The sequence below is a fragment of the Luteimicrobium subarcticum genome (genome assembly GCF_002798015.1).
Classification (GTDB): domain Bacteria; phylum Actinomycetota; class Actinomycetes; order Actinomycetales; family Cellulomonadaceae; genus Luteimicrobium; species Luteimicrobium subarcticum.
The window spans coordinates 119,985-139,386 of the sequence record NZ_PGTZ01000008.1 but is presented as its reverse complement, the minus strand read 5'-3'; the positions used below and the strand labels follow the sequence as shown (position 1 = coordinate 139,386).

Below are 19,402 nucleotides of genomic sequence, written 5' to 3'. Positions count from 1 at the left end.
CGCCATCACCGAGGAGGCACCACATGACTGCGATGGACGGCACGGCAGACGAACCGCTGGCCGCTCCCGTGGCCGCGCGGGCAAAGGCGCCCGCCACCCACTGGATCTCGTGGGTCGCGCTCGCCATGATGACGACCAGCTCGGTCGCGAGCCTGCGGGCCGCACCGACGATGGCCGTGTACGGGCTCGCGTGCGTGTTCCTCTACATCGTCCCGGCGATCGTGTTCCTGCTCCCGACGTCGCTGGTCTCCGCCGAGCTCGCGTCCGGGTACGGCGGCGGCGTCTTCAACTGGGTGTCGCGCGGCATCTCGAAGCCCATGGGCTTCCTCGCCGTGTGGTGCCAGTTCGCGATGACGATCTTCTACTACCCCAGCCTGCTGGGCTTCGTCGCGAGCACGCTCGCGTACGTCATCAACCCCTCGCTCGCGTCGAGCGGCGTGTGGACGGCGTGCGTCATCGTCGTCATCTACTGGACCGGGGTGTGGGTGTCGTCGCGCGGGACCTCGGGCGTCGCCGGGCTCGCGAGCGGCGGGCTCATCATCGGCACCCTGATCCCGGGCGTCGTGCTCGTCGTCCTCGGCACCGTGTTCCTCGGGCAGGGCAACGCGTCCGCGGCTCCCATGGACTCGTCCCACCTGCTGCCTGCGTGGGCCGGCCTGTCGAGCCTCGTCCTGATCGTCAACAACTTCCTGTCGTACTCCGGCATGGAGATGAACGCCGTGCACGTGGGCTCGCTGCGCAAGCCCGCCAAGGAGTTCCCCAAGGCGATGTTCCTCGCCATGGGCATGGTGCTCCTGATCTTCATCCTCCCGGCGCTCGCGATCAGCTGGATCGTCCCGGCCGACCAGCTCTCGCTCACCGCCGGCGTGATGCAGGCGTTCGACGCGGTGTTCGCCCAGTTCGGGACGCAGTGGCTCACGCCCGTCTTCGGCATCATGCTGGTCGCCGCGTCCCTCGGCGGGATGCTCACCTGGCTCGCCGGGCCGTCCAAGGGCCTGCTGCTCATCTCGCGCGAGGAGGGCTACCTTCCACCCTTCTTGCAGCGGGTCAACAAGCAGGGCGTCCAGCAGAACATCCTCGTCACACAGGGTGTGCTCACGACCGTCATCGCGCTCGGCTACGCGTTCATCCCGAACGTGTCGAGCGCCTACTGGATCTTCTCCGTCATCACGACGCAGGTGTACCTCATCATGTACCTCCTGATGTTCGTGGCCGCAGTCCGTCTCAGGCGCCTCGAGCCCGACCATCCCCGCGGGTTCCGCGCGCCGATGCTCGTGGGCCTGTGCGGCGTCGGTTTCGCGGCCTCGCTCGCTGCGCTGCTCATCGGTTTCATCCCGCCGTCGCAGTTCGGCGGCGGCAGCACCGCGTCGTACCTGCTCATCGTCGGGGCCGGGGCGCTCGGGCTCGGGCTGCTCGTGCCGTTCCTCTTCTTCCGGTTCCGCAAGCCGTCCTGGAAGCAGGCGGACGCCCACGACCCGCTCGTCGAGGCCGACGTCGACATCACGAAGGAGGTGCCGGAACCGTGAGCACCCACGACACCACCCACGACACCGCCCACGACCCCCACTTCTCGGGCTCGAACGAGGTCGGCGACCCGCGCAAGAAGTGGGTCTACTGGACCGCGATCGGGCTGCTCGTCGTCGGCTTCCTCATCGCGATCCTGTCGTTCAGCGGCGCCCGCGCGAACGCGCGTGCGGCCGAGAAGGCGGACGAGCTCACGGCCGCGCTCACGGACGCCGGGCTCCGCGCGCCGTCGCAGGACCAGATCACACGGCTTCTCGGCGACGACGGCGGCGCGGTCTGCGAGGACCCTGGCAGCGCCCTGTCGCAGGCGACGCTCGACGCGCAGCTCACGAACGGCGCCGCCGGGCCCGGTCAGCGTCCCGTGATCGCCGACGACCGCGTCGTCCAGGGGCAGCGGATCGTGCTGCAGGTGTACTGCCCCGACCAGCTCGACGAGTTCGAGCAGGCCGTCGACGACCTGAACCTGGACGACGGGGTCGTCCGGAGCTGACGCTCCCCCGCCCTGACGCGACGCCGGCCGGGGGTGGCCGGTGTCAGGCGGGGACGACGTTGACGAGCTTGGGCGCCCGCACGATCACGGTGCGCACCCCGCGCCCGTCGAGGTTGCGCACGACGTTCTCGTCGGCCAGCGCGCGCTCGCGCAGGTCGTCCTCGGAGATCGTGGGCGGCACCTCGAAGCGGGCGCGCACCTTGCCGGCGACCTGGACGACGCACGTCACGGTCTCCTCGACCAGGTAGCGCTCGTCCGCGACGGGGAACGCCTCGTGGGCGAGCGACCGCTCGTGCCCGAGGCGCTCCCACAGCTCTTCCGCGATGTGCGGCGCGAGGGGCGCGACCATGAGGACGAGCGGCTCGACCGCGGCCCGCGGGACGGCGGCCAGGCCCGTGAGCTGGTTGTTGAACGTGATGAGCTTGGCGATGGCCGTGTTGGGGCGCATCTCCTCCATCTCGACGGTGACGTCCGCGATCGCGCGGTGCAGCGCGCGCAGCGTGCCGGCGTCGGGGGCGTCGTCAGTGACCGTCACCTCGCCCGTGCTCTCGCTGACGACGTTGCGCCACAGGCGCTGCAGGAAGCGCTGCGCACCGACGACGGCCCGGGTCTCCCACGGCCGCGACATGTCGAGCGGACCCATGGACATCTCGTACACGCGGAACGTGTCGGCGCCGTACTCGGCGTACATGTCGTCGGGGCTGACGGCGTTCTTGAGCGACTTGCCGATCTTGCCGTACTCGCGGTGGACGACCTCGCCGTTCCACCGAAACGTCGTGGACCCTGCCTCGCCGGAGCTGTCGGACGCTCCGGGCTCCTCCGTGACCTCCGCTGCGGGCACGTACGCGCCCCGGTCGTCGGTGTAGGCGTACGCCTGGATGTAGCCCTGGTTGAAGAGCTTGTGGAACGGCTCGACGCCGGACACGTGGCCCAGGTCGAAGAGGATCTTGTGCCAGAACCGCGCGTACAGCAGGTGCAGCACGGCGTGCTCGACGCCGCCGACGTACAGGTCGACGCCACCGGCCTGCCCGGCCGTGTCGTTGTGCTGCGGGCCGAGCCAGTACTTCTCGAGCTCCGGGGAGACCATCTGCTGGTCGTCGGCCGGGTCGAGGTAGCGCAGGTAGTACCAGCACGAGCCGGCCCAGTTGGGCATGGTGTTGGTGTCGCGGCGGTAGGTCTTCGGGCCGTCGCCCAGGTCGAGGGTGACGTGGACCCACTCGTCGTTGCGGCCCAGCGGCGGCTCGGGCGCGGACGTGACGTCGTCGGCCGCGTAGGTGCGCGGCGCGTAGTCGGGGACCTCGGGCAGCTCGACGGGCAGCATCGACTCGGGCAGCGCGATGGGCTGGTCGTCCTCGTCGTACACGACGGGGAACGGCTCGCCCCAGTACCGCTGGCGGCTGAACAGCCAGTCGCGCAGGCGGTACGTCACCGTGCCGGTGCCGACCTCGCGCTCCTCGAGCCACGCGATGATGCGCGACTTCGCGGTCGAGACGTCCAGCCCGTCGAGGCTGATCGAGTCGTTGGACGAGCGCTGCACGACGCCCTGGCCGGTGAAGGCGGCGTCGGGTGCGTCCTCGAAGCCCTCGGCGAATCCGCCGTCGGGGACGACCGTGAAGACGACGGGCAGGTCGTACGCCTGCGCGAACGCGAAGTCGCGCTCGTCGCCGCCCGGGACGGCCATGATCGCGCCCGTGCCGTAACCCATGAGGACGTAGTCGGCGGTGAAGACGGGGATCAGGTCGCCGTTGACCGGGTTGGTCGCCAGGTGGCCCGTGAACACGCCCGACTTGGTCTTGGCGTCGGCCTGGCGCTCGACCGCGGTCTTGGCGCCGGCGTAGGCGCGGTAGGCGGCGACGGCCTCGGCCGGGCTCGCGTGGCCCCCGGTCCAGACGTCCTTCGTGCCGTCGGGCCACGCCGCGGGCACCTCGTCGAGCAGCTCGTGCTCGGGCGCGACGACCATGAAGGTCGCACCGAACAGCGTGTCGGGGCGGGTCGTGAAGACCTCGACCTCGCGCGCGTTCGCGCCGCCCACGCCACCCGCGGTGAACGTGACGCGCGCGCCCTCGGACCGACCGATCCAGTTGCGCTGCATCGCACGGACCTTCTCGGGCCAGTCGATGAGGTCGAGGTCGTCGGCCAGGCGGTCGGCGTACGCCGTGATGCGCATGTTCCACTGGCGCAGGCTGCGCTGGAACACCGGGAAGTTGCCGCGCTCGGAGCGGCCGTCCGACGTGACCTCCTCGTTCGCCAGGACGGTGCCCAGCCCGGGGCACCAGTTCACCGGCGACTCGGACACGTATGCGAGGCGGTGCTCGCTCAGCACGGCCTGCTGCTCGGTCGACGTCAGGTCGGCCCAGGGGCGGCCGTCGGGCGTCGGGCGTGCACCGGACTCGAACGTCGCGACGAGCTCGGTGATCGGGCGCGCCGCACCGCGGCCGCCGCCCGGGCGCTCGGCGTCCGGGTCGTACCAGGAGCTGAACACCTGCAGGAAGATCCACTGGGTCCAGCGCACGTAGCCCGGGTCGATCGTCGCGAACGAGCGGCGGTCGTCGTGCGCGAGGCCGAGGCGGCGCAGCTGGCGGCGCATCGTGGCGATGTTCGCCTCGGTCGTGACGCGCGGGTGCTGACCCGTCTGCACGGCGTACTGCTCGGCGGGCAGGCCGAACGCGTCGTACGCGAGGGCGTGCAGCACGTTGTCGCCGCGCATGCGGCGGAAGCGCCCGACGACGTCCGTCGCGATGTACCCCAGGGGGTGTCCGACGTGCAGACCCGCGCCCGACGGGTACGGGAACATGTCCATCACGAAGAACGGGCGGGCGCCCGGCGCCGCGTGGTGGCCGTCGCCGTCCGTCAGGTCGCCCACGGGGTTCGCGGCCCAGAACGTGCCCCGCTCGGCCCACGCGTCCTGCCACTTGAGCTCGATGCCGTCCGCGAGCGCGGGCGTGTAGCGGAAGGGCAGGTCGCCCCCGTGCTCGCCGCCCTGTGCGGTGCCTGCGGGCGCCGAGGACGTCGTGGGTGCCGCGGGCGCGGCGGAAGGACGGTTCTCCGGGGTGGTCACGCGCCCGAGTTTACCGTCCGGCCGCAGGGCGCCGACCGCCCCGAGGACCTGTCAGAGGTAGACGTCGGCGATGGTCTGGTGCAGCACCGCGACGATCCACGCGAGGAGCGCCACGTAGGTCACGACGACGATGATGAGGCGATTGCGCACCACGAACGCGCGAGCCTTGGCCGGCAGCGGGAGGAGGCGCGTCTGGGCGGCGTGCGCCACCTGGTACCAGAAGAGCGGGATCATGCAGGCCCACACGACCATGCAGTACGGGCAGAGCCGGCCGATGCGGTACAGGATCGTCCAGACGAGGAAGCACACCATCGCGATCCCGAGCGTGGTGCCGGCGAGGAGCGCGGCGCGGTACCAGCGCGGCGCCCGGAACCCGGCGAGCATCGAGACCCCGACCGTCGTCACGACGGCGAACGCCGCGACGCCGATGAAGGGGTTCGGGAAGCCGAAGAGCTTGCCCTGCCAGGACTGCATCGACGCGGCGCACGAGATGAAGATGCTGTTGCCGCAGGGCGGCACGTAGCTCGGGTCGGCGGTGAGCTTCCAGTCCTCGACCGTGAGGATGAACGCGGCGACGAAGGCGACGGCTCCGAGGACCGCGAGGAGCGCCGCGAGCGTGCGGTCCTTGAGGGGGTTGAGGATGCCGTCGTCGGTCCCGTCACGATCGGTCCCGTCCAGGTCGAGCGCGTCGTGGTCCGGCTCGTCGGTGTCCACGTCGTCCGCGTCGGGGGCCGACCCCGACACCGACCCGGAAAGCTCGCTCACTGTCGTCTCCCGCCTGCTGGCACCGTCGCTCGGTCAGCCCTCTGACGGGGCGGACGCGGCACACGCTACCGCGTGTCGCTGGGAGACCGGTGCTGCGCCGATTTCCGACGAACCGGTCACGCTCGCGTCGTCGTCGTGGCGCGGGACGCGCTGCCGGCCGAACGCGACCACGATCGCCAGCCCGGCGAGCGTCAGCCCCACGCCCGCCCACGTGGGCGAGACGTACCCCCAGCCCGCGGCGATGGTCAGGCCGCCCACCCACGCCCCGTCGGCGTTGCCGAGGTTCAGCGCCGAGTGCGACAGGGCGGCGCCGAGCGACGGCGCGGCGGGTGACAGGTCCATGAGGCGCGTCTGCATCGCGATGCCGACCAGGGACGACGTCACGGCCAGCAGGAACAGGCCCACGAGGACGCCCGCCACGGTCCGTGCGGTGAGCCCGAGCACGACCAACGACGCGGCCGTCGCCGCGAAGCCGAGGATCACGGTCCGCAGCACGCTCCGGTCGACGAGACGGCCGGCGAGCAGCGTCCCGACCGTCATCCCGACCCCGAACAGTGCGAGCACGACGGGCACGGTGTCGTCGCCGAGCCCGGCGACGTCGGTGACGAGCGGGGCCACGTAGGTGTAGACGGCGAACAGACCGCCGAACCCGATGCCTGCCGCGACGAACGTGGTCCACAGCGGCCCGTTGCGCAGCGCGCCGAGCTCGCGCCGCACGCTCGCGCCCTCGGCGGCGGCGACGCCGCGCGGCACGAAGCACCAGAGCCCGACGACAGCGACCGCACCGAGAAGGCCGACGGCCACGTACGCGTCGCGCCAGCCGAGGCGCTGCCCGAGGAACGTCGCCAGCGGGACGCCGACGACGTTGGCGACGGTGAGGCCGACCATCATCGTCGCGACGGCTCGGCCGCGACGCGCCGGTCCGACGACGGCGGTGCCCACGACGGCACCGACCCCGAAGAACGCGCCGTGCGGCAGGCCGGCGAGGAACCGGCCGGCGAGCAGCCACGGGAGGCTCGGCGCGAGCGCGGACAGCACGTTGGCGACCGCGTAGAAGCCCATGAGGGCGAGCAGGAGGGTGCGGCGCGGGAGACGCGCCGCCAGCACGGTGAGGAGCGGTGCGCCCACGACGACGCCGGCTGCGTAGGCCGTGATGGCGTGGCCCGCGGCGGGGATCGAGGCGCCGAGGTCGTCGGCGATGTCCGGCAGCAGACCCATGGACGCGAACTCGGTCGTCCCGATGGTGAAGCCGCCGAGGGCGAGGGCGAGCAGGGCGAGGTTCGCGCTGCGGCCGGCGGGCGTGCTCGGGGGTCGGCTCATCGGTCCTCCGTCGGGTCAGCGTGCGAATCGATTCGAACGCGCTGTCGACGGCGTCAGCACGGAACGAGCGGGATGCGACGATCCTATGCGCTCCGCGTCCCCTTCGTCGCGGCTGCGGTCACGGTCGCGTCGCCGCCCGACGGCACCACCCAGATCGCCTCCGCCGCCGGGAACCCGAGCTGCGCGATGCGCCCCTCCTGCCACGTCACCTCGAGGACGCCCGCGTACTCCCGCCGCCCGACGACCCGCAGCGGCGTGTCGAGGTGCAGGCCCAGCTCGGTGAGGTAGCGCAGGACGTCCGGGTCCGCGTCCGAGATGCGGGACACCGTGCCCGACGCCCCCGCGGGCAGCGCGACCAGGCTCACCGCACCCGTCGCCGGGACCGTGCCGTCCGCGCGCGGGATGGGGTCGCCGTGCGGGTCGCGCTCCGGGTGGCCCAGGTGCGCAGCGATGCGCGCGACGAGGTCGTCCGACACCGCGTGCTCGAGGACCTCCGCCTCGTCGTGCACCTCGTCCCACGAGTAGCCGAGCGTCTCGACGAGGAACGTCTCCATGAGGCGGTGCCGGCGCACCATCGCGAGCGCGTGCCGGCGGCCGTCGTCCGTGAGCGAGATCGCGCCGTAGCGCTCGTGGGAGAGCAGCCCCTGGTCGCTCAGGCGGCGCACGGTCTCCGACACGGTCGACGCGCCGACCCCCATGCGCTCGGCCAGCAGCTTGGTCGTCACGGGGTCGTCGGACCACTCCTGGGCCGACCACACCACCTTGAGGTAGTCCTGGGCGACCGCGGACAGGCCGTCTGTCGAATGGCTCACATCGCCACCCTAACGAGGGGCGGGGCCGCGGGCCGGGCCTACAATCGCCGGGTGCCAAGAATGACCAGCGTCGACGTCGCGCTCGTCGGGGGCGGGATCATGTCCGCCACCCTCGGGGCCTTCCTCAAGCTTCTCGAGCCCACGTGGCAGATCGCCCTGTACGAGCGGCTGGACGCCGTCGCGCAGGAGAGCTCCAACCCGTGGAACAACGCCGGGACGGGCCACGCCGCCCTCTGCGAGCTCAACTACACCGCCGAGAAGCCGGACGGCACGGTCGACATCGCCAAGGCGATCACGATCAACGAGCAGTTCGAGCTGTCGTACCAGTTCTGGCAGCACCTGGCCGACCAGGGCCACATCCCGTCGCTCGACACCTTCATGTCGAACACCCCGCACATGACGTTCGTGCGCGGCGAGAAGAACGTCGACTTCCTGCGGCGCCGCTGGGAGGCGCTCACCGCGCACCCGCGCTTCGCGTCCATGGAGTACTCGACCGACCCCGCCAAGATCGCCGAGTGGGCGCCCCTTCTGGTCAAGGACCGCGACCCGGACGAGCCGATCGCCGCGACCTTCGCCGCCGAGGGCACGGACGTCGACTTCGGCGCCCTGACCCGCCACCTCGTCGCGTTCATCGAAGGCCAGGGGGCCGACGTCGAGCCGCTCCACGAGGTCAAGAACATCTCCCGCCGTGACGGCGGGTGGCGCCTCACGCTCAAGGACAAGACGTGGAACGCGCACACGCGCACCCACACCGTGGACGCCAAGTTCGTGTTCGTCGGCGCGGGCGGCGGCGCGCTCCACCTGCTGCAGCAGTCCGGCATCCCCGAGGCCGTCGGGTACGGCGGCTTCCCCATCTCGGGCGAGTTCCTGCGCACCTCGAACCCGGCGGTCGTGGCCGAGCACCAGGCCAAGGTCTACGGCAAGGCCGACGTCGGCGCCCCGCCCATGTCCGTCCCGCACCTCGACACGCGCGTCGTCGACGGCACGAGCTACCTGCTCTTCGGCCCGTACGCCGGCTTCAGCCCGAAGTTCCTGAAGAAGGGTTCCTGGCTCGACCTGCCCGAGTCGATCCGCCCCGGCAACCTCGTCCCCATGCTCGCGGTCGCCAAGGACAACTTCGACCTGCTGCAGTACCTCGTCGGCCAGCTCACCGCGTCGAGCGACAAGAAGTTCGAGCAGCTCCTCGCGTTCATGCCCACCGCGAAGCCGTCCGACTGGGAGACCATCACGGCCGGCCAGCGCGTCCAGGTCATGAAGAAGCACCCCGAGAAGCACGGCGTGCTCGAGTTCGGCACCGAGGTGGTCGCCGCCGCCGACGGCACGATCGCCGGTCTGCTCGGCGCCTCACCGGGCGCCTCGACCGCCGCGCCCATCATGGTCAAGCTGCTCCGCCAGTGCTTCCCCGCCGACGCCCCCCGCTGGGAGGGCCCGCTCGCCGCGATGATCCCCGCGCTCGCGGGCGACGCCGCCGGCGCCGAGCACGCGGAGCCCGCCGTCGGCGAGGAGCCGGTGTCCGCAGAGGCCTGATCGGCACGTCTCACCGCCGCACGGCCGCGTCCTCCTCTGGGGGGGTGCGGCCGTTCGCGTACGTTCAGGGTCATGACCGAAGCCCCGCTCCCCGTCACGCGCGCCGTCGTCCAGGACGTCGTGCTCGACGCCCCGGTGCACATCGCGCGGATCGAGACCCGCCGGATCACCATGGCCCCGGGCGTGGTCGGTGGGCGGCACACCCACAACGGTCACGTCGTCGGCGTGGTCGAGTCGGGCTCGGTGACGTTCCAGGTCGCGGGCGCGCCAGCCGTCGTGCTGGGCGCCGGCGACGTGTTCCACGAGCCGGCTGGCACCGTGATCGAGCGCTGGGACGCCGGTCCAGAGGGCGTCGTGTTCGTCGGACACTTCCCCGTGCCCGCGGGGGCCGACCCGGAGCTTCGACCGCTCTGAGCGGGCGCCCGTCGCCGGACGTCAGCCCTCGGCGCGGAGCCAGCCCACCTCGCGGTCGAGGTGCCAGCGCTGCGTCACCGCCTCGTCGAGGGACGCTCCACGGAACCAGGACGTCCGGTCCGGGTCCCAGCCCGCGAGGACCGTGGCCCACCCGTCCCCAACGTCGACCGCGCGTCCGACGGTCGCGAGGTAGCCCGCCACGGTGAGGTGCACCGCGTCGACGTCCCGGGCGACCCTCGACCAGTCCGGGACGAGCCACCGACCGTCGCGACCGGTCGCCTCGAGCCAGACGGTCCGGCGTGAGGCGCTGACGTCCAGCGGGTAGCGACGACACAGGTCGGCCCAGGCGTCGGCGCCGTCGATCTCGAGGACGCGCGCCCCCGGCGTCACCGAGACCCGGACGGCCGTCGCGTCGTCCTCGTTCCACGCATCCTCGACGAGCGACAGGCCGACCGGGCCGGTCGTCGCCGGTCCAGGCGCTCGACCCGCCGACCAGGGCCGCGTGCTCCCCAGGAGCGCGGTCGGCGGGATCGACCACCAGGGTCCGTGGACCGGTAGGCCGCCCACGGCGGCCCACCCCGGAGCGTCCGCCGGGTCCGGCGGCTGCGACACCATGATCCCGTCGACGGCACGGAACTGTGCCTCGGTCTCAAGGGCCTCCGCACGCCAGGCGGCGAGGACGTCGTCGGTCGCCGACCCACGAGCCTGCAAGGCGGCCTCGGCATGCCCGTCGAACCGCACTCTCCACTGGTCGGTCCGGTCGAGCGGAGCCGACCACCAGGAGGACGCCCCGCACCCTACGACGGCCTGCGCGGCGGGTCGCAGGGCCGCCCGGACGTCCGGGCGCGCGGCGAGGACGTCCTCGCCGTCGGGGTCCTGCCAGCAGCGGGACGTCGCGACCGCCACGTCGAGAGCGTCCGCGAGGGTCGCCGCGTCGACGTCGAACGGCCCCAGCGCCCCCAGGAGGTCCGCGACCCGCTCCGGCGTCGCACGCGAGCCGAGCGCGCCCGACGGGCAGTCCGCGGCACGGTCGGTGCGCAAGGCGACCTCGAGGCACAGGCGTCGGCCCCGTGGTCCCGACAGCAGCTCGTCCGCGTTCAGGGGCATGCGGCGAGCCTAGGACCGTGTGTGTGCGGCCACAGGCCGGACACGCCACGAGTCAGACCAGCGAGTCGCGCCACGCCGCATGCAGCGCGGCGAAGCGACCGGTCCCCCCGATGAGCTCCGCGGGCGGGCCGTCCTCGACGATCTCGCCCTGCTCCATGACGAGCACGCGGTCGGCGATCGCGACGGTCGACAGGCGGTGGGCGATGATCAGCGCGGTGCGATCGGCGAGCAGCGACTGCAGCCCGCGCTGGACGAGCCGCTCCCCCGGGATGTCGAGCGAGCTGGTCGCCTCGTCGAGGATCAGCACGGACGGGTCGGCGAGGAACGCGCGCGCGAACGACAGGAGCTGCCGCTGCCCGGCCGAGACGCGACCGCCGCGCTTGTTCACGTCGGTGTCGTAGCCGTTCGGCAGCGCCTCGACGAACTCCTCGGCACCGACGGCCCGCACCGCCGCGCGAATTTCCTCGAACGACGCGCCGGGCCGACCCATGGCGACGTTGTCGCGCACGGACCCGCTGAACAGGTACGCCTCCTGGGTGACCATGACGACGGCGCGCCGCAGGTCCTTCCCGGACAGGTCGCGGACGTCCACGCCGTCGAGCGCGAGCGTGCCCGCGGTGACGTCGTAGAACCGGGCGACGAGCTTCGCGAGCGTCGACTTGCCCGCACCGGTCGCGCCGACGAGCGCGATCGTCTGCCCGGCAGGGACCTCGAGGTCGAAGCGCGGCAGGACCGGTCGCCCGGACACGTACGAGAACTCGACACCGCGGAACGACAGCGCGCCGTGCGCCTGCGTGAGAGCGACGGGCCGTGCCGGCTCGACGACGGTCGGTTCCTCGGCGAGCAGCCCGGAGATCTTCTCGAGTGCGGCCGACGCCGACTGGAACGAGTTGTAGAACATGCCCATCTGCTGGATCGGGCTGAAGAACCGCTTCACGTACAGCAGGACGGCGACGAGCACGCCGACGTCCAGGTCGCCGTGCAGCACGCGCAGCCCGCCGACGAGCAGGGCGACGGTCACGGTCACGTTCCCGATGAGCACGAGCCCCGGGTCGAACACGCCCATCAGGCCCAGCGCCCGGGCGTTCGTCTCGCGGTACTCCTCGGCGTGCACGCCGTACCGGGCGGCGTTGGCGCGCTGGCGCCGGAACGCCTGGACGGCGCGGATGCCCGTCATGGTCTCGACGAAGCTCACGATGACGCGCGCGGACGCCGTCCGGGACGCGCGGTACGTCACCTGCGAGCGCTTCTGGTACCAGCGGGTGAGGAGCGCCGCGGGAACGAGCGAGGCGACGAGCACGAGCCCGGTCTGCCAGTCGAGCAGGAACAACGAGAGGGCGGTGAACAGCATGAGCATCCCGCCCGACACGATGCTCGTCAGGCCCGAGTCGAGCAGCTCGCGCAGCGACTCCAGGTCGGACGTCTGCCGCGAGATGATCCGGCCGGACGTGTACGACTCGTGGAACTCCATGCTGAGGCGCTGCGTCTGGCGGAACACCCGCCGGCGCAGGTCGAGCAGGACGTTCTGCGAGACGCGGGCGGCGACGCGCACGTACCCGTTGATGCCGAAGCCTGCCACGACGGCCGCGACGACGTACGCCACCCCGACGAGCAGGAGAGGACCCCAGTCGCCGTCGTCGTGCAGCGGCGCGAGCGTGTGGTCGACCGCGGTCGCGATGAGCGCCGGTCCGGCGACCTGCGCGATCGTCGACACGACGACGAGCACCCCCGCGGCCCACAGCAGCCGGCCGTGCGGGCGCAGCAGGTCGCGCAGCAGCCGCAGCGAGCGCGCCCGGACCTCCTTCGAGCGCTCGGCGCTGAGCCGGGACTCGTCCTCGTCGTGCGTCGCGGACGGCTCGGTCGTGGCGGTCATCGGGCGCTCCCCTCGTCGGCCTGGTCCCGGACGCTCGCGACGGCCCCCGCGGCGATCTCGCGCAGCACCTCGTCCTCCTCGGACGGTGGCGGGACGAACTCCTCCTCGAGGCTCGAGATCACGTAGCGGTAGTGCTCGTCGGTGGCGAGCAAGTCACTGTGCCGTCCGACCGCGGTGATCCGGCCGTCCTGCAGGACGGCGACCAGGTCGGCGAGCGCGACGGTCGAGGGGCGGTGGGCCACGATCAGCGTCGTGATGCCGTCGAGCTCCGTGCGCAGGCGCGCCTGGATCGCCTCCTCGGTGTCGACGTCGAGCGCCGACAGCGGGTCGTCGAGCACGAGGACGCGGGGGCGGGCCGCGATCGCGCGGGCGAGCGCGAGCCGCTGGCGCTGGCCGCCCGACAGGCTCATGCCCTCCTCGCCGATGGTCGTGTCGACGCCGTCCGGCAGCCCGTGGACGAACTCGGCGCGTGCGACCTCGAGAGCGCGCTCCAGGTCGGCGTCGGTGCGGGCGTCGTCGGGCGCGCCGAGCAGCACGTTCTCCCGGACGGACGCGGAGAACAGGGTGGCGTCCTCGAACGCGACACCCACGAGCGAGCGCAGGTGCTCGCGCGTCATGGCGCGCACGTCGACGCCGTCGATCGCGACCGTGCCGCCCGTGACGTCGTACAGCCGCGGGACGAGCATCGACAGCGTGGACTTGCCCGAGCCGGTGAGGCCGACGAGCGCGACCGTCGCACCGGCGGGGACGGCGAGGTCGACGCCGTCAAGGATGTCCCGGCTGCCCGGGCCGGTGGCGGGTGCGTCGCCGTAGCGGAAGTGCACGTCGGTGAACGTGAGGTCGCCGCGCGGGTCGGTGAGCTCCACGGGGTCCGCCGGGTCGGGCAACGAGTTCGGCGTGCTCATGACGTCGAAGTAGCGGTCGACGGCCGTCCGGGCGTTGAGCGTCATCGACAGGACCATGCCGAGGTCGATGAAGGGCGAGTTGACGATCGCGGCGGTCGCGAAGAACGCCACGAGCGCGCCCACGCTGATCCGCCCCTCGGACACCATCCACACCCCGAGCACGAGCGAGACGCCCAGCGTCAGCTCGGGGATCGCGGTGAGCCAGCCCATCAGGGTGGCCTGCGTGCGCGCCTTGGTCAGCTCGGTCGTGCGCAGCTCGTCGGCCTGCTCCGAGAACGACGAGAGGGCGTCCCGGCCGCGCCCGAACGCCTTGAGCACGCGGATGCCGTGGACGGACTCCTCGACGGCGGTCGCGAGGTCGCCGGCCTGGTCCTGCGACTGCCGCGCGACGCGCCGGAACCGGCGCGAGAACGTGAACGCGAGGATCGTCATGGGCAGCGCCCCGGCGAGGTAGACGACGCCGAGCAGGCCGCTCGACCCGACGAGGATCGCGATCCCGACGACGATCGTCACGCTCGCCACGACGAGCAGCATCATGCCGAACGCGATCCAGCGGCGCAGCAGCCCGAGGTCGCTCATGGAGCGGGACAGGAGCTGCCCGCCCGGCCACCGGTCGTGGAACGCCACCGGGAGGTCCTGCAGGTGCTCGAAGAGCTCCGTGCGCAGCCGCGCCTCGATCTGCGTGCCGGGCACCATGATGAGCTGCCGACGCACGTAGATGAGCCCGGCCTCGAGCAGCCCGAGGCCGAGCACGAGGGCGCACCCCCACCACAGCTGGCGCGTGTCGTGGTGCTCGAGGCCCTCGGTGAGGGGCCCGTTGACGAGCCACTCGAGGACCCGAGGGATCGCGAGGGCGGCGAGGCTCGCGCCCAGCGCGGACGCTATGCCGCCCACGATGCGTGGCAGCACGGGACGGATGTACGGGACGAGGCGTCGCATCGAGGCGACGGTGGACAGGCTCTCGGCGTCCTGGGCCAGCTGGGCCTCGGTGCGCGGCGCGGGCGCGCTGGCAGCTGCGGTCATCGCGGCGGGCTCCACCTTCCGGTTCGCGGGATGTGTGCGACGGTGCACCACGGGTGCTCCGCGCCCGTGCGGTCGCGCCGGACCCCGGCCGACCGCGCCGCGTGCGGCGTGCGTCAGGTCCGGCTGGCCCGGTGGATCGTGGGGATGGACGACATCCTCTCACCTGTTGCCCGTGGCACGCTCCCCTGCCAGGACGACGGCGAGGCAGGCGACGGCGACGACGGAGCCCGCGCCGAGCAGCACCACGTAGGGCACCTGGGTGGACAGCCCGGCCAGCACGGCGGGCGCGAAGAAGCCCAGGTAGCAGAGCCCGTAGTAGACGGCGGTGAGGCCCGCGAGGTCGTCGGGGCCGGCGATGCGCTGCACCTGGGTGAGCCCGGCGACCATGAGCAGACCGTAGGCGCAGCCCAGGACGGCGGCCGCCGGGACGGTCAGCCACAGGCTCGGCCAGGCGACGCCGCAGGCGGCCACGGCCATCCCGACGACGACGAGCCCGAGCCCGACGACCACCGCGCGCACGGCGCTGCGGGCGACGATGCGGCGGCTGGTGAGCTGCACGACCGTCCCGCAGCCGAGGCCGACCAGGCACAGCAGACCGGCGTACGCGACGTCCCACGACGCCGCGAGGTCGGTGGTCACCGTCGGCAGGATCGCGTAGGCGGACGCCGCGCACCCGAACACCCAGGGCGCCATCGGGAACACCAGGAGCCAGAACCGCCGGCTGCCGGCGGACGGGATGCGCAGGTCGTCCCGCAGGCTCCCCGGCAGGGCGGCGCGCGGCCGGGACTCGGGCGCGCCCCACAGCACGACCGCGGGCACGACGCTCACGAGCACGTGCACGACGTACGGCGTGACCGTCGGCGCGGGGCCCCACTGCGCCAGCGCGGCCGCGACGGCCGCGCCGAGCGTGAAGCCGAGCGTCAGGGAGGTCGACGCCCGACGTGCCCCGGCCCCCGCGTCGGCGTCCGGGTCGAAAGGCGTTCGCGACAGCTCCTGCACCCAGCTCGTGCCCACCGCCATCGCCAGCCCGAGGGACACGCCCGACAGCAGCCGCCCGACGAGCAGGAGCGTCAGCGACCCGTGCCCGACGGCGAGCGTCAGGGACCCGAGGATCCCGAGGAGCGGCGCCGGCAGGAGCAGCGGCCGTCGTCCGTAGCGGTCGGACAGCGGCCCGCCGAGCAGGAGCGCGGGCACGATCCCCAGGACGTACGCGCCGAGCAGGATGTCGACCGTCGCCGTGCCGAAGCCGTCCGTCCTCTTGTACAGAACCAGCAGCGGCGTGAACTCGTTGCCGCCCCAGGCGACGGCGAAGAGCGCGGGAGCGACCCGGCGCCAGGCCTGCGGCGCCAGCCGCCCGGTCACGACAGGGGCCCGAACACCGAGGTGAAGTGCTCCCGCAGGTGCGCCCGGAACGCGGCGACGTCGCCCGCCTCGAGGTCGGCGACGAGCGCCTCGTGCTGCGCGAGGACCAGTGCCGCAGACTCGGGTCGCGCCTCGACGGTGCCGCGCGTCATACGCTGCTGGCGTTCGGCGAGGGTCGTGTAGAAGCCCAGCAGGGCGCTGTTGCGCGCGTGCTCGAGCATCGTGCGGTGGAACGCGGCGTCCGCCGCGGCGAAAGCAGCCAGGTCGTCGTCGGCCCAGGCCTCGCGCTGCGCGGCGAGCAGGTCGCGCATCTCCTGGCGGGCCGCGAGGGCGTCCGGCGCGTCCGGCGCGGCGGCGAGCCGCTCGGCGGCGAACCCCTCGAGCAGCAGCCGTGCGTCGAGGACCTCGACGCGCTCCGACTCGGCGACCGGGACGACCAGGGCGCCGCGCTTCGGGTACAGGCGCAGCCACCCCTCCGCCTCGAGGCGGCAGAACGCCTCGCGGACGGGCGTCCTGCTCAGGCCGAGCTCGGTCGCGACGTCGCCCTCGCTGACGAGCGTGCCACCCGGGAGGTCGCCCGAGAGGATCGCGGCCTTCGTGTGCGTGTAGGCGCGGGTGGACGCTGAAGAGGTCGTCGAAGTCACCCGGACATCATAGATACAAGATGGATACGTGCGGACGGGCCGTCACCGCGAGACGATGGGACGGTGCTGACATCACGGACACACCGTTCCTCACGACGCGCCGGCCTGCTGCTCGGGACGCTCGTCGCACTCGTCGGCGTGCTCGCCGCCTGCGGGGACGGGTCGAGCACCGCGCCGGACCGCGCGGTCACCCCGGCGACGACCACGACACCGCCCGCACCTGGCCCCGGCATGACCGCGGACCTCTCGTCGCCACCGCCGAACGACTCCCTCCCGCAGCCCACCGTCACCACCCCCGCACCCACGCGTACCACCGGGAAGGCCGACGACGGCGACCCGACCGCCGGGATGACGCTCGCCGAGAAGGTCGGCCAGCTCTTCATGGTCGGCGCCGCCGTGAACGACCCACCCGCAGCGACCTATCGCGCCGTCAGCACGTACCACGTGGGATCGGTGATCCTCGTCGGCCGGTCGACCCAGGGCGTGACCGCCACCCGCAAGACGTCCGACGCGCTCCAGGCGGCCCGCGCCGACGGCGCGCCCGACCTGTTCGTCGCCGTCGACCAGGAGGGCGGCAACATCCAGGTGCTCCGCGGTCCCGGCTTCTCGACCATGCCCGCCGCCCTCGAGCAGGGCACGTGGGCCGTGTCGCGGCTGCGGTCCCAGGCCGAGACCTGGGGCGCGCAGCTCCACGACGCCGGGGTCAACCTCAACCTGTCGCCCGTCATGGACGTCGTGCCCAGCCCCGCCGACAACGCGTCCAACGCCCCCATCGGCTACTGGCACCGCCAGTTCGGGTACACGCCCGCCGTGGTCGTCCCGCACGCGAACGCGTTCGGCGACGGCATGCGCGCGGCAGGCGTCGGCGACACCGTCAAGCACTTCCCCGGCCTCGGACGCGTCACCGGGAACACCGACTTCACCTCCGGGGTGACGGACACCGTCACGAAGCCCGGCGACCCGTACGTCGAGACGTTCGCCGCAGGGATGAAGAACCACCCCACGGCGGTCATGACGTCCACCGCGATCTACGCGAACATCGACCCGAAGAACCCCGGCGCGTTCTCGTCGAAGGTCGTGACCGGCCTGCTGCGCGACGACATGGGCTGGGACGGGCTCGTCATCACCGACGACGTCTCCGCCGCCAAGCAGGTGTCCGCGTGGACCCCCGCCGAGCGGGCCGTGAAGTCGATCGCCGCGGGGAACGACATCGTCCTCGCCGGGAACCCCGACCAGATCCCCGCCATGACCGCTGCGGTCGTCGCGCACGCGAAGACGGACCCGGAGTTCGCGCAGCAGGTCGACGCGTCCGCGCGGCGGGTGCTCGACGCGAAGGCGTCGGTCCTGGGGTGACCGCCCGCTAGGCTCGACGTGTGACCGACACCACACTCCCCCGCGTGCTGGCCGTCTCGACCAGCCCCACCCACGACTTCAGCAAGCAGCCGCAGGACGTCGTCACCCTCGTCGCGGGGCTGGGGGTCGCCGGGGACACGCACTCCGGTACCACCGTCCAGCACCGCAGCAGGGTCCGCCGCGACCCCACGACGCCCAACCTGCGCCAGGTGCACCTCATCCACGCCGAGCTCTTCGACGAGCTGCGCGACGTGGGGTTCGAGGTGCGCCCCGGGGACCTCGGCGAGAACGTCACCACCCGCGGCGTCGACCTGCTCGGCCTGCCCCGCGGCACGCGGCTGCAACTCGGCACGGACGCGGAGGTCGAGATCACCGGGCTGCGCAACCCGTGCCAGCAGATCAACGACTTCCGGCCCGGCCTGCTGCGGGAGGTCGTCGGGACGGACGACGCCGGCGAGGTCGTGCGCAAGGCGGGCGTGATGGCCGTCGTCCACGTCGGCGGCGACGTCGCGCCCGGCGACACCGTCACCGTGACGCTCCCCGACGGGCCGCACGAGCGCCTCGCCCCGGTCTGACGGCCGCTGTCACGAAGGAGACGCCGCGCCGACCACCAGCGGGCGGACCGGGAACGGTCCGCCGACCCACACCTCGTCGCGCAGCCCCGAGGCGTCGAACCCCGCGCTCCGCAGCGCCGCCGGCGTGTCGAGGTTGGCGTGGCACCCGTGCGCGAACGCCTTCCACGGGCCGTGCAGGCGGTCCTGCCACCGCGCGGTGCGCTCGTCGGGCGAGCGGACGTGCTCGACGAGCAGCAACCGACCGCCCGGCGCGAGGACGCGGCGTGTCTCCGCGAGGGCCGCGGGCAGGTCGTCGACCGTGCACAGGGTCAGGGTGCTCACGACCGTGTCGAACGACGCGTCGTCGAACGGGAGCCGCTCGGCGGGTGCCCGGACGATGTCGAGGGGACGTCCGTCGGCCGGGGGTCCGACCTCCGCGGCCCGGTCGCGCAGCCGCCGCAGCATGGGCTCCTCCGGCTCGGTCAGGGTCAGGGTGTCGAGGCCGGCCGGGTAGAGGGGCAGGTTGAGGCCGGTCCCGGCGCCGAGCTCGAGCACCCGGCCGTGCGCGTCCGCCAGCACGGTGCGTCGCCGTTCGCGCATGCCACGGTCCTCGGCCGACGCGACCGACCGGTCGTACAGCGCGGCGAAGACGCGACCGTAGAGCGACACCG

Annotated in this window: 16 protein-coding genes; 6 read left to right on the top strand and 10 right to left on the bottom strand. The window is 72.8% G+C overall.

Annotated elements, in window-relative coordinates:
* Positions 1-23: 23 nt before the first annotated feature.
* Positions 24-1,526 (top strand): glutamate/gamma-aminobutyrate antiporter GadC, encoded by a 1,503-nt coding sequence (gene gadC, locus CLV34_RS09440; protein WP_100350047.1) that lies wholly within the window; start codon positions 24-26, stop codon positions 1,524-1,526.
* Positions 1,523-2,014: a hypothetical protein gene (locus tag CLV34_RS09435; protein WP_157803778.1), complete on the top strand. Its 492-nt coding sequence runs from the start codon at positions 1,523-1,525 to the stop codon at positions 2,012-2,014. Before gadC ends, CLV34_RS09435 begins: the two co-directional genes overlap by 4 nt.
* Before the next feature lie 43 nt (positions 2,015-2,057).
* Here the strand turns inward: CLV34_RS09435 and leuS are convergent, their stop codons facing one another.
* From leuS to CLV34_RS09415, 4 genes are all read right to left on the bottom strand, one after another.
* On the bottom strand, positions 2,058-4,973 hold the full coding sequence (gene leuS, locus CLV34_RS09430) for a leucine--tRNA ligase (protein ID WP_100350272.1): 2,916 nt from the start codon (positions 4,971-4,973) through the stop codon (positions 2,058-2,060).
* A gap of 150 nt (positions 4,974-5,123) precedes the next feature.
* The gene (locus CLV34_RS09425) at positions 5,124-5,837 is read right to left on the bottom strand and encodes a vitamin K epoxide reductase family protein (RefSeq protein WP_100350046.1); all 714 of its coding nucleotides are present in this window, start codon (positions 5,835-5,837) and stop codon (positions 5,124-5,126) included.
* A 33-nt stretch (positions 5,838-5,870) separates the two neighbouring features.
* Complete coding sequence (locus CLV34_RS09420) at positions 5,871-7,157, bottom strand: MFS transporter (protein WP_100350045.1); 1,287 nt, start codon at positions 7,155-7,157, stop codon at positions 5,871-5,873.
* 83 nt (positions 7,158-7,240) lie between these two features.
* Positions 7,241-7,969, bottom strand: a complete 729-nt coding sequence (locus CLV34_RS09415) for a metal-dependent transcriptional regulator (protein WP_100350044.1) — start codon at positions 7,967-7,969, stop codon at positions 7,241-7,243.
* A gap of 60 nt (positions 7,970-8,029) precedes the next feature.
* On the opposite strand from CLV34_RS09415, the gene mqo reads away from it, so the two are divergent.
* Together mqo and CLV34_RS09405 are read left to right on the top strand one after the other, a co-directional pair.
* Positions 8,030-9,496 carry a malate dehydrogenase (quinone) gene (mqo, locus tag CLV34_RS09410; RefSeq protein ID WP_100350043.1) on the top strand — a complete coding sequence of 489 codons (1,467 nt, stop codon included), beginning with the start codon at positions 8,030-8,032 and terminating at the stop codon, positions 9,494-9,496.
* Positions 9,497-9,568: 72 nt separating this feature from the next.
* The gene (locus CLV34_RS09405) at positions 9,569-9,910 is read left to right on the top strand and encodes a cupin domain-containing protein (RefSeq protein ID WP_100350042.1); all 342 of its coding nucleotides are present in this window, start codon (positions 9,569-9,571) and stop codon (positions 9,908-9,910) included.
* 21 nt (positions 9,911-9,931) lie between these two features.
* On the opposite strand, the gene CLV34_RS09400 is transcribed toward CLV34_RS09405, so the two are convergent.
* From CLV34_RS09400 to CLV34_RS09380, 5 genes are all read right to left on the bottom strand, one after another.
* Positions 9,932-11,017 carry a hypothetical protein gene (locus CLV34_RS09400; protein ID WP_100350041.1) on the bottom strand — a complete coding sequence of 362 codons (1,086 nt, stop codon included), beginning with the start codon at positions 11,015-11,017 and terminating at the stop codon, positions 9,932-9,934.
* A 52-nt stretch (positions 11,018-11,069) separates the two neighbouring features.
* Positions 11,070-12,890: an ABC transporter ATP-binding protein gene (locus CLV34_RS09395; RefSeq protein WP_100350040.1), complete on the bottom strand. Its 1,821-nt coding sequence runs from the start codon at positions 12,888-12,890 to the stop codon at positions 11,070-11,072.
* A complete protein-coding gene (locus CLV34_RS09390; RefSeq protein ID WP_342747215.1) occupies positions 12,887-14,818 on the bottom strand; it encodes an ABC transporter ATP-binding protein in 1,932 nt (643 codons plus the stop codon). Before CLV34_RS09390 ends, CLV34_RS09395 begins: the two co-directional genes overlap by 4 nt.
* 159 nt (positions 14,819-14,977) lie before the next feature.
* The gene (locus CLV34_RS09385; protein WP_100350039.1) at positions 14,978-16,180 is read right to left on the bottom strand and encodes an MFS transporter; all 1,203 of its coding nucleotides are present in this window, start codon (positions 16,178-16,180) and stop codon (positions 14,978-14,980) included.
* Positions 16,177-16,824, bottom strand: coding sequence for a GntR family transcriptional regulator (locus CLV34_RS09380; protein WP_100350038.1), 648 nt, complete (start codon positions 16,822-16,824; stop codon positions 16,177-16,179). Before CLV34_RS09380 ends, CLV34_RS09385 begins: the two co-directional genes overlap by 4 nt.
* A 63-nt stretch (positions 16,825-16,887) precedes the next feature.
* Here CLV34_RS09380 and CLV34_RS09375 point away from each other — a divergent pair, with 63 nt between their 5' ends.
* The gene (locus CLV34_RS09375) at positions 16,888-18,177 is read left to right on the top strand and encodes a glycoside hydrolase family 3 N-terminal domain-containing protein (protein ID WP_100350037.1); all 1,290 of its coding nucleotides are present in this window, start codon (positions 16,888-16,890) and stop codon (positions 18,175-18,177) included.
* A gap of 20 nt (positions 18,178-18,197) precedes the next feature.
* Entirely contained in the window at positions 18,198-18,752 is a 555-nt protein-coding gene (locus tag CLV34_RS09370) for an MOSC domain-containing protein (RefSeq protein ID WP_211289407.1), read from the top strand.
* Positions 18,753-18,761: 9 nt separating this feature from the next.
* Here the strand turns inward: CLV34_RS09370 and CLV34_RS09365 are convergent, their stop codons facing one another.
* Positions 18,762-19,400 carry a class I SAM-dependent methyltransferase gene (locus CLV34_RS09365; RefSeq protein WP_211289406.1) on the bottom strand — a complete coding sequence of 213 codons (639 nt, stop codon included), beginning with the start codon at positions 19,398-19,400 and terminating at the stop codon, positions 18,762-18,764.
* Between the last annotated feature and the right edge of the window lie 2 nt (positions 19,401-19,402).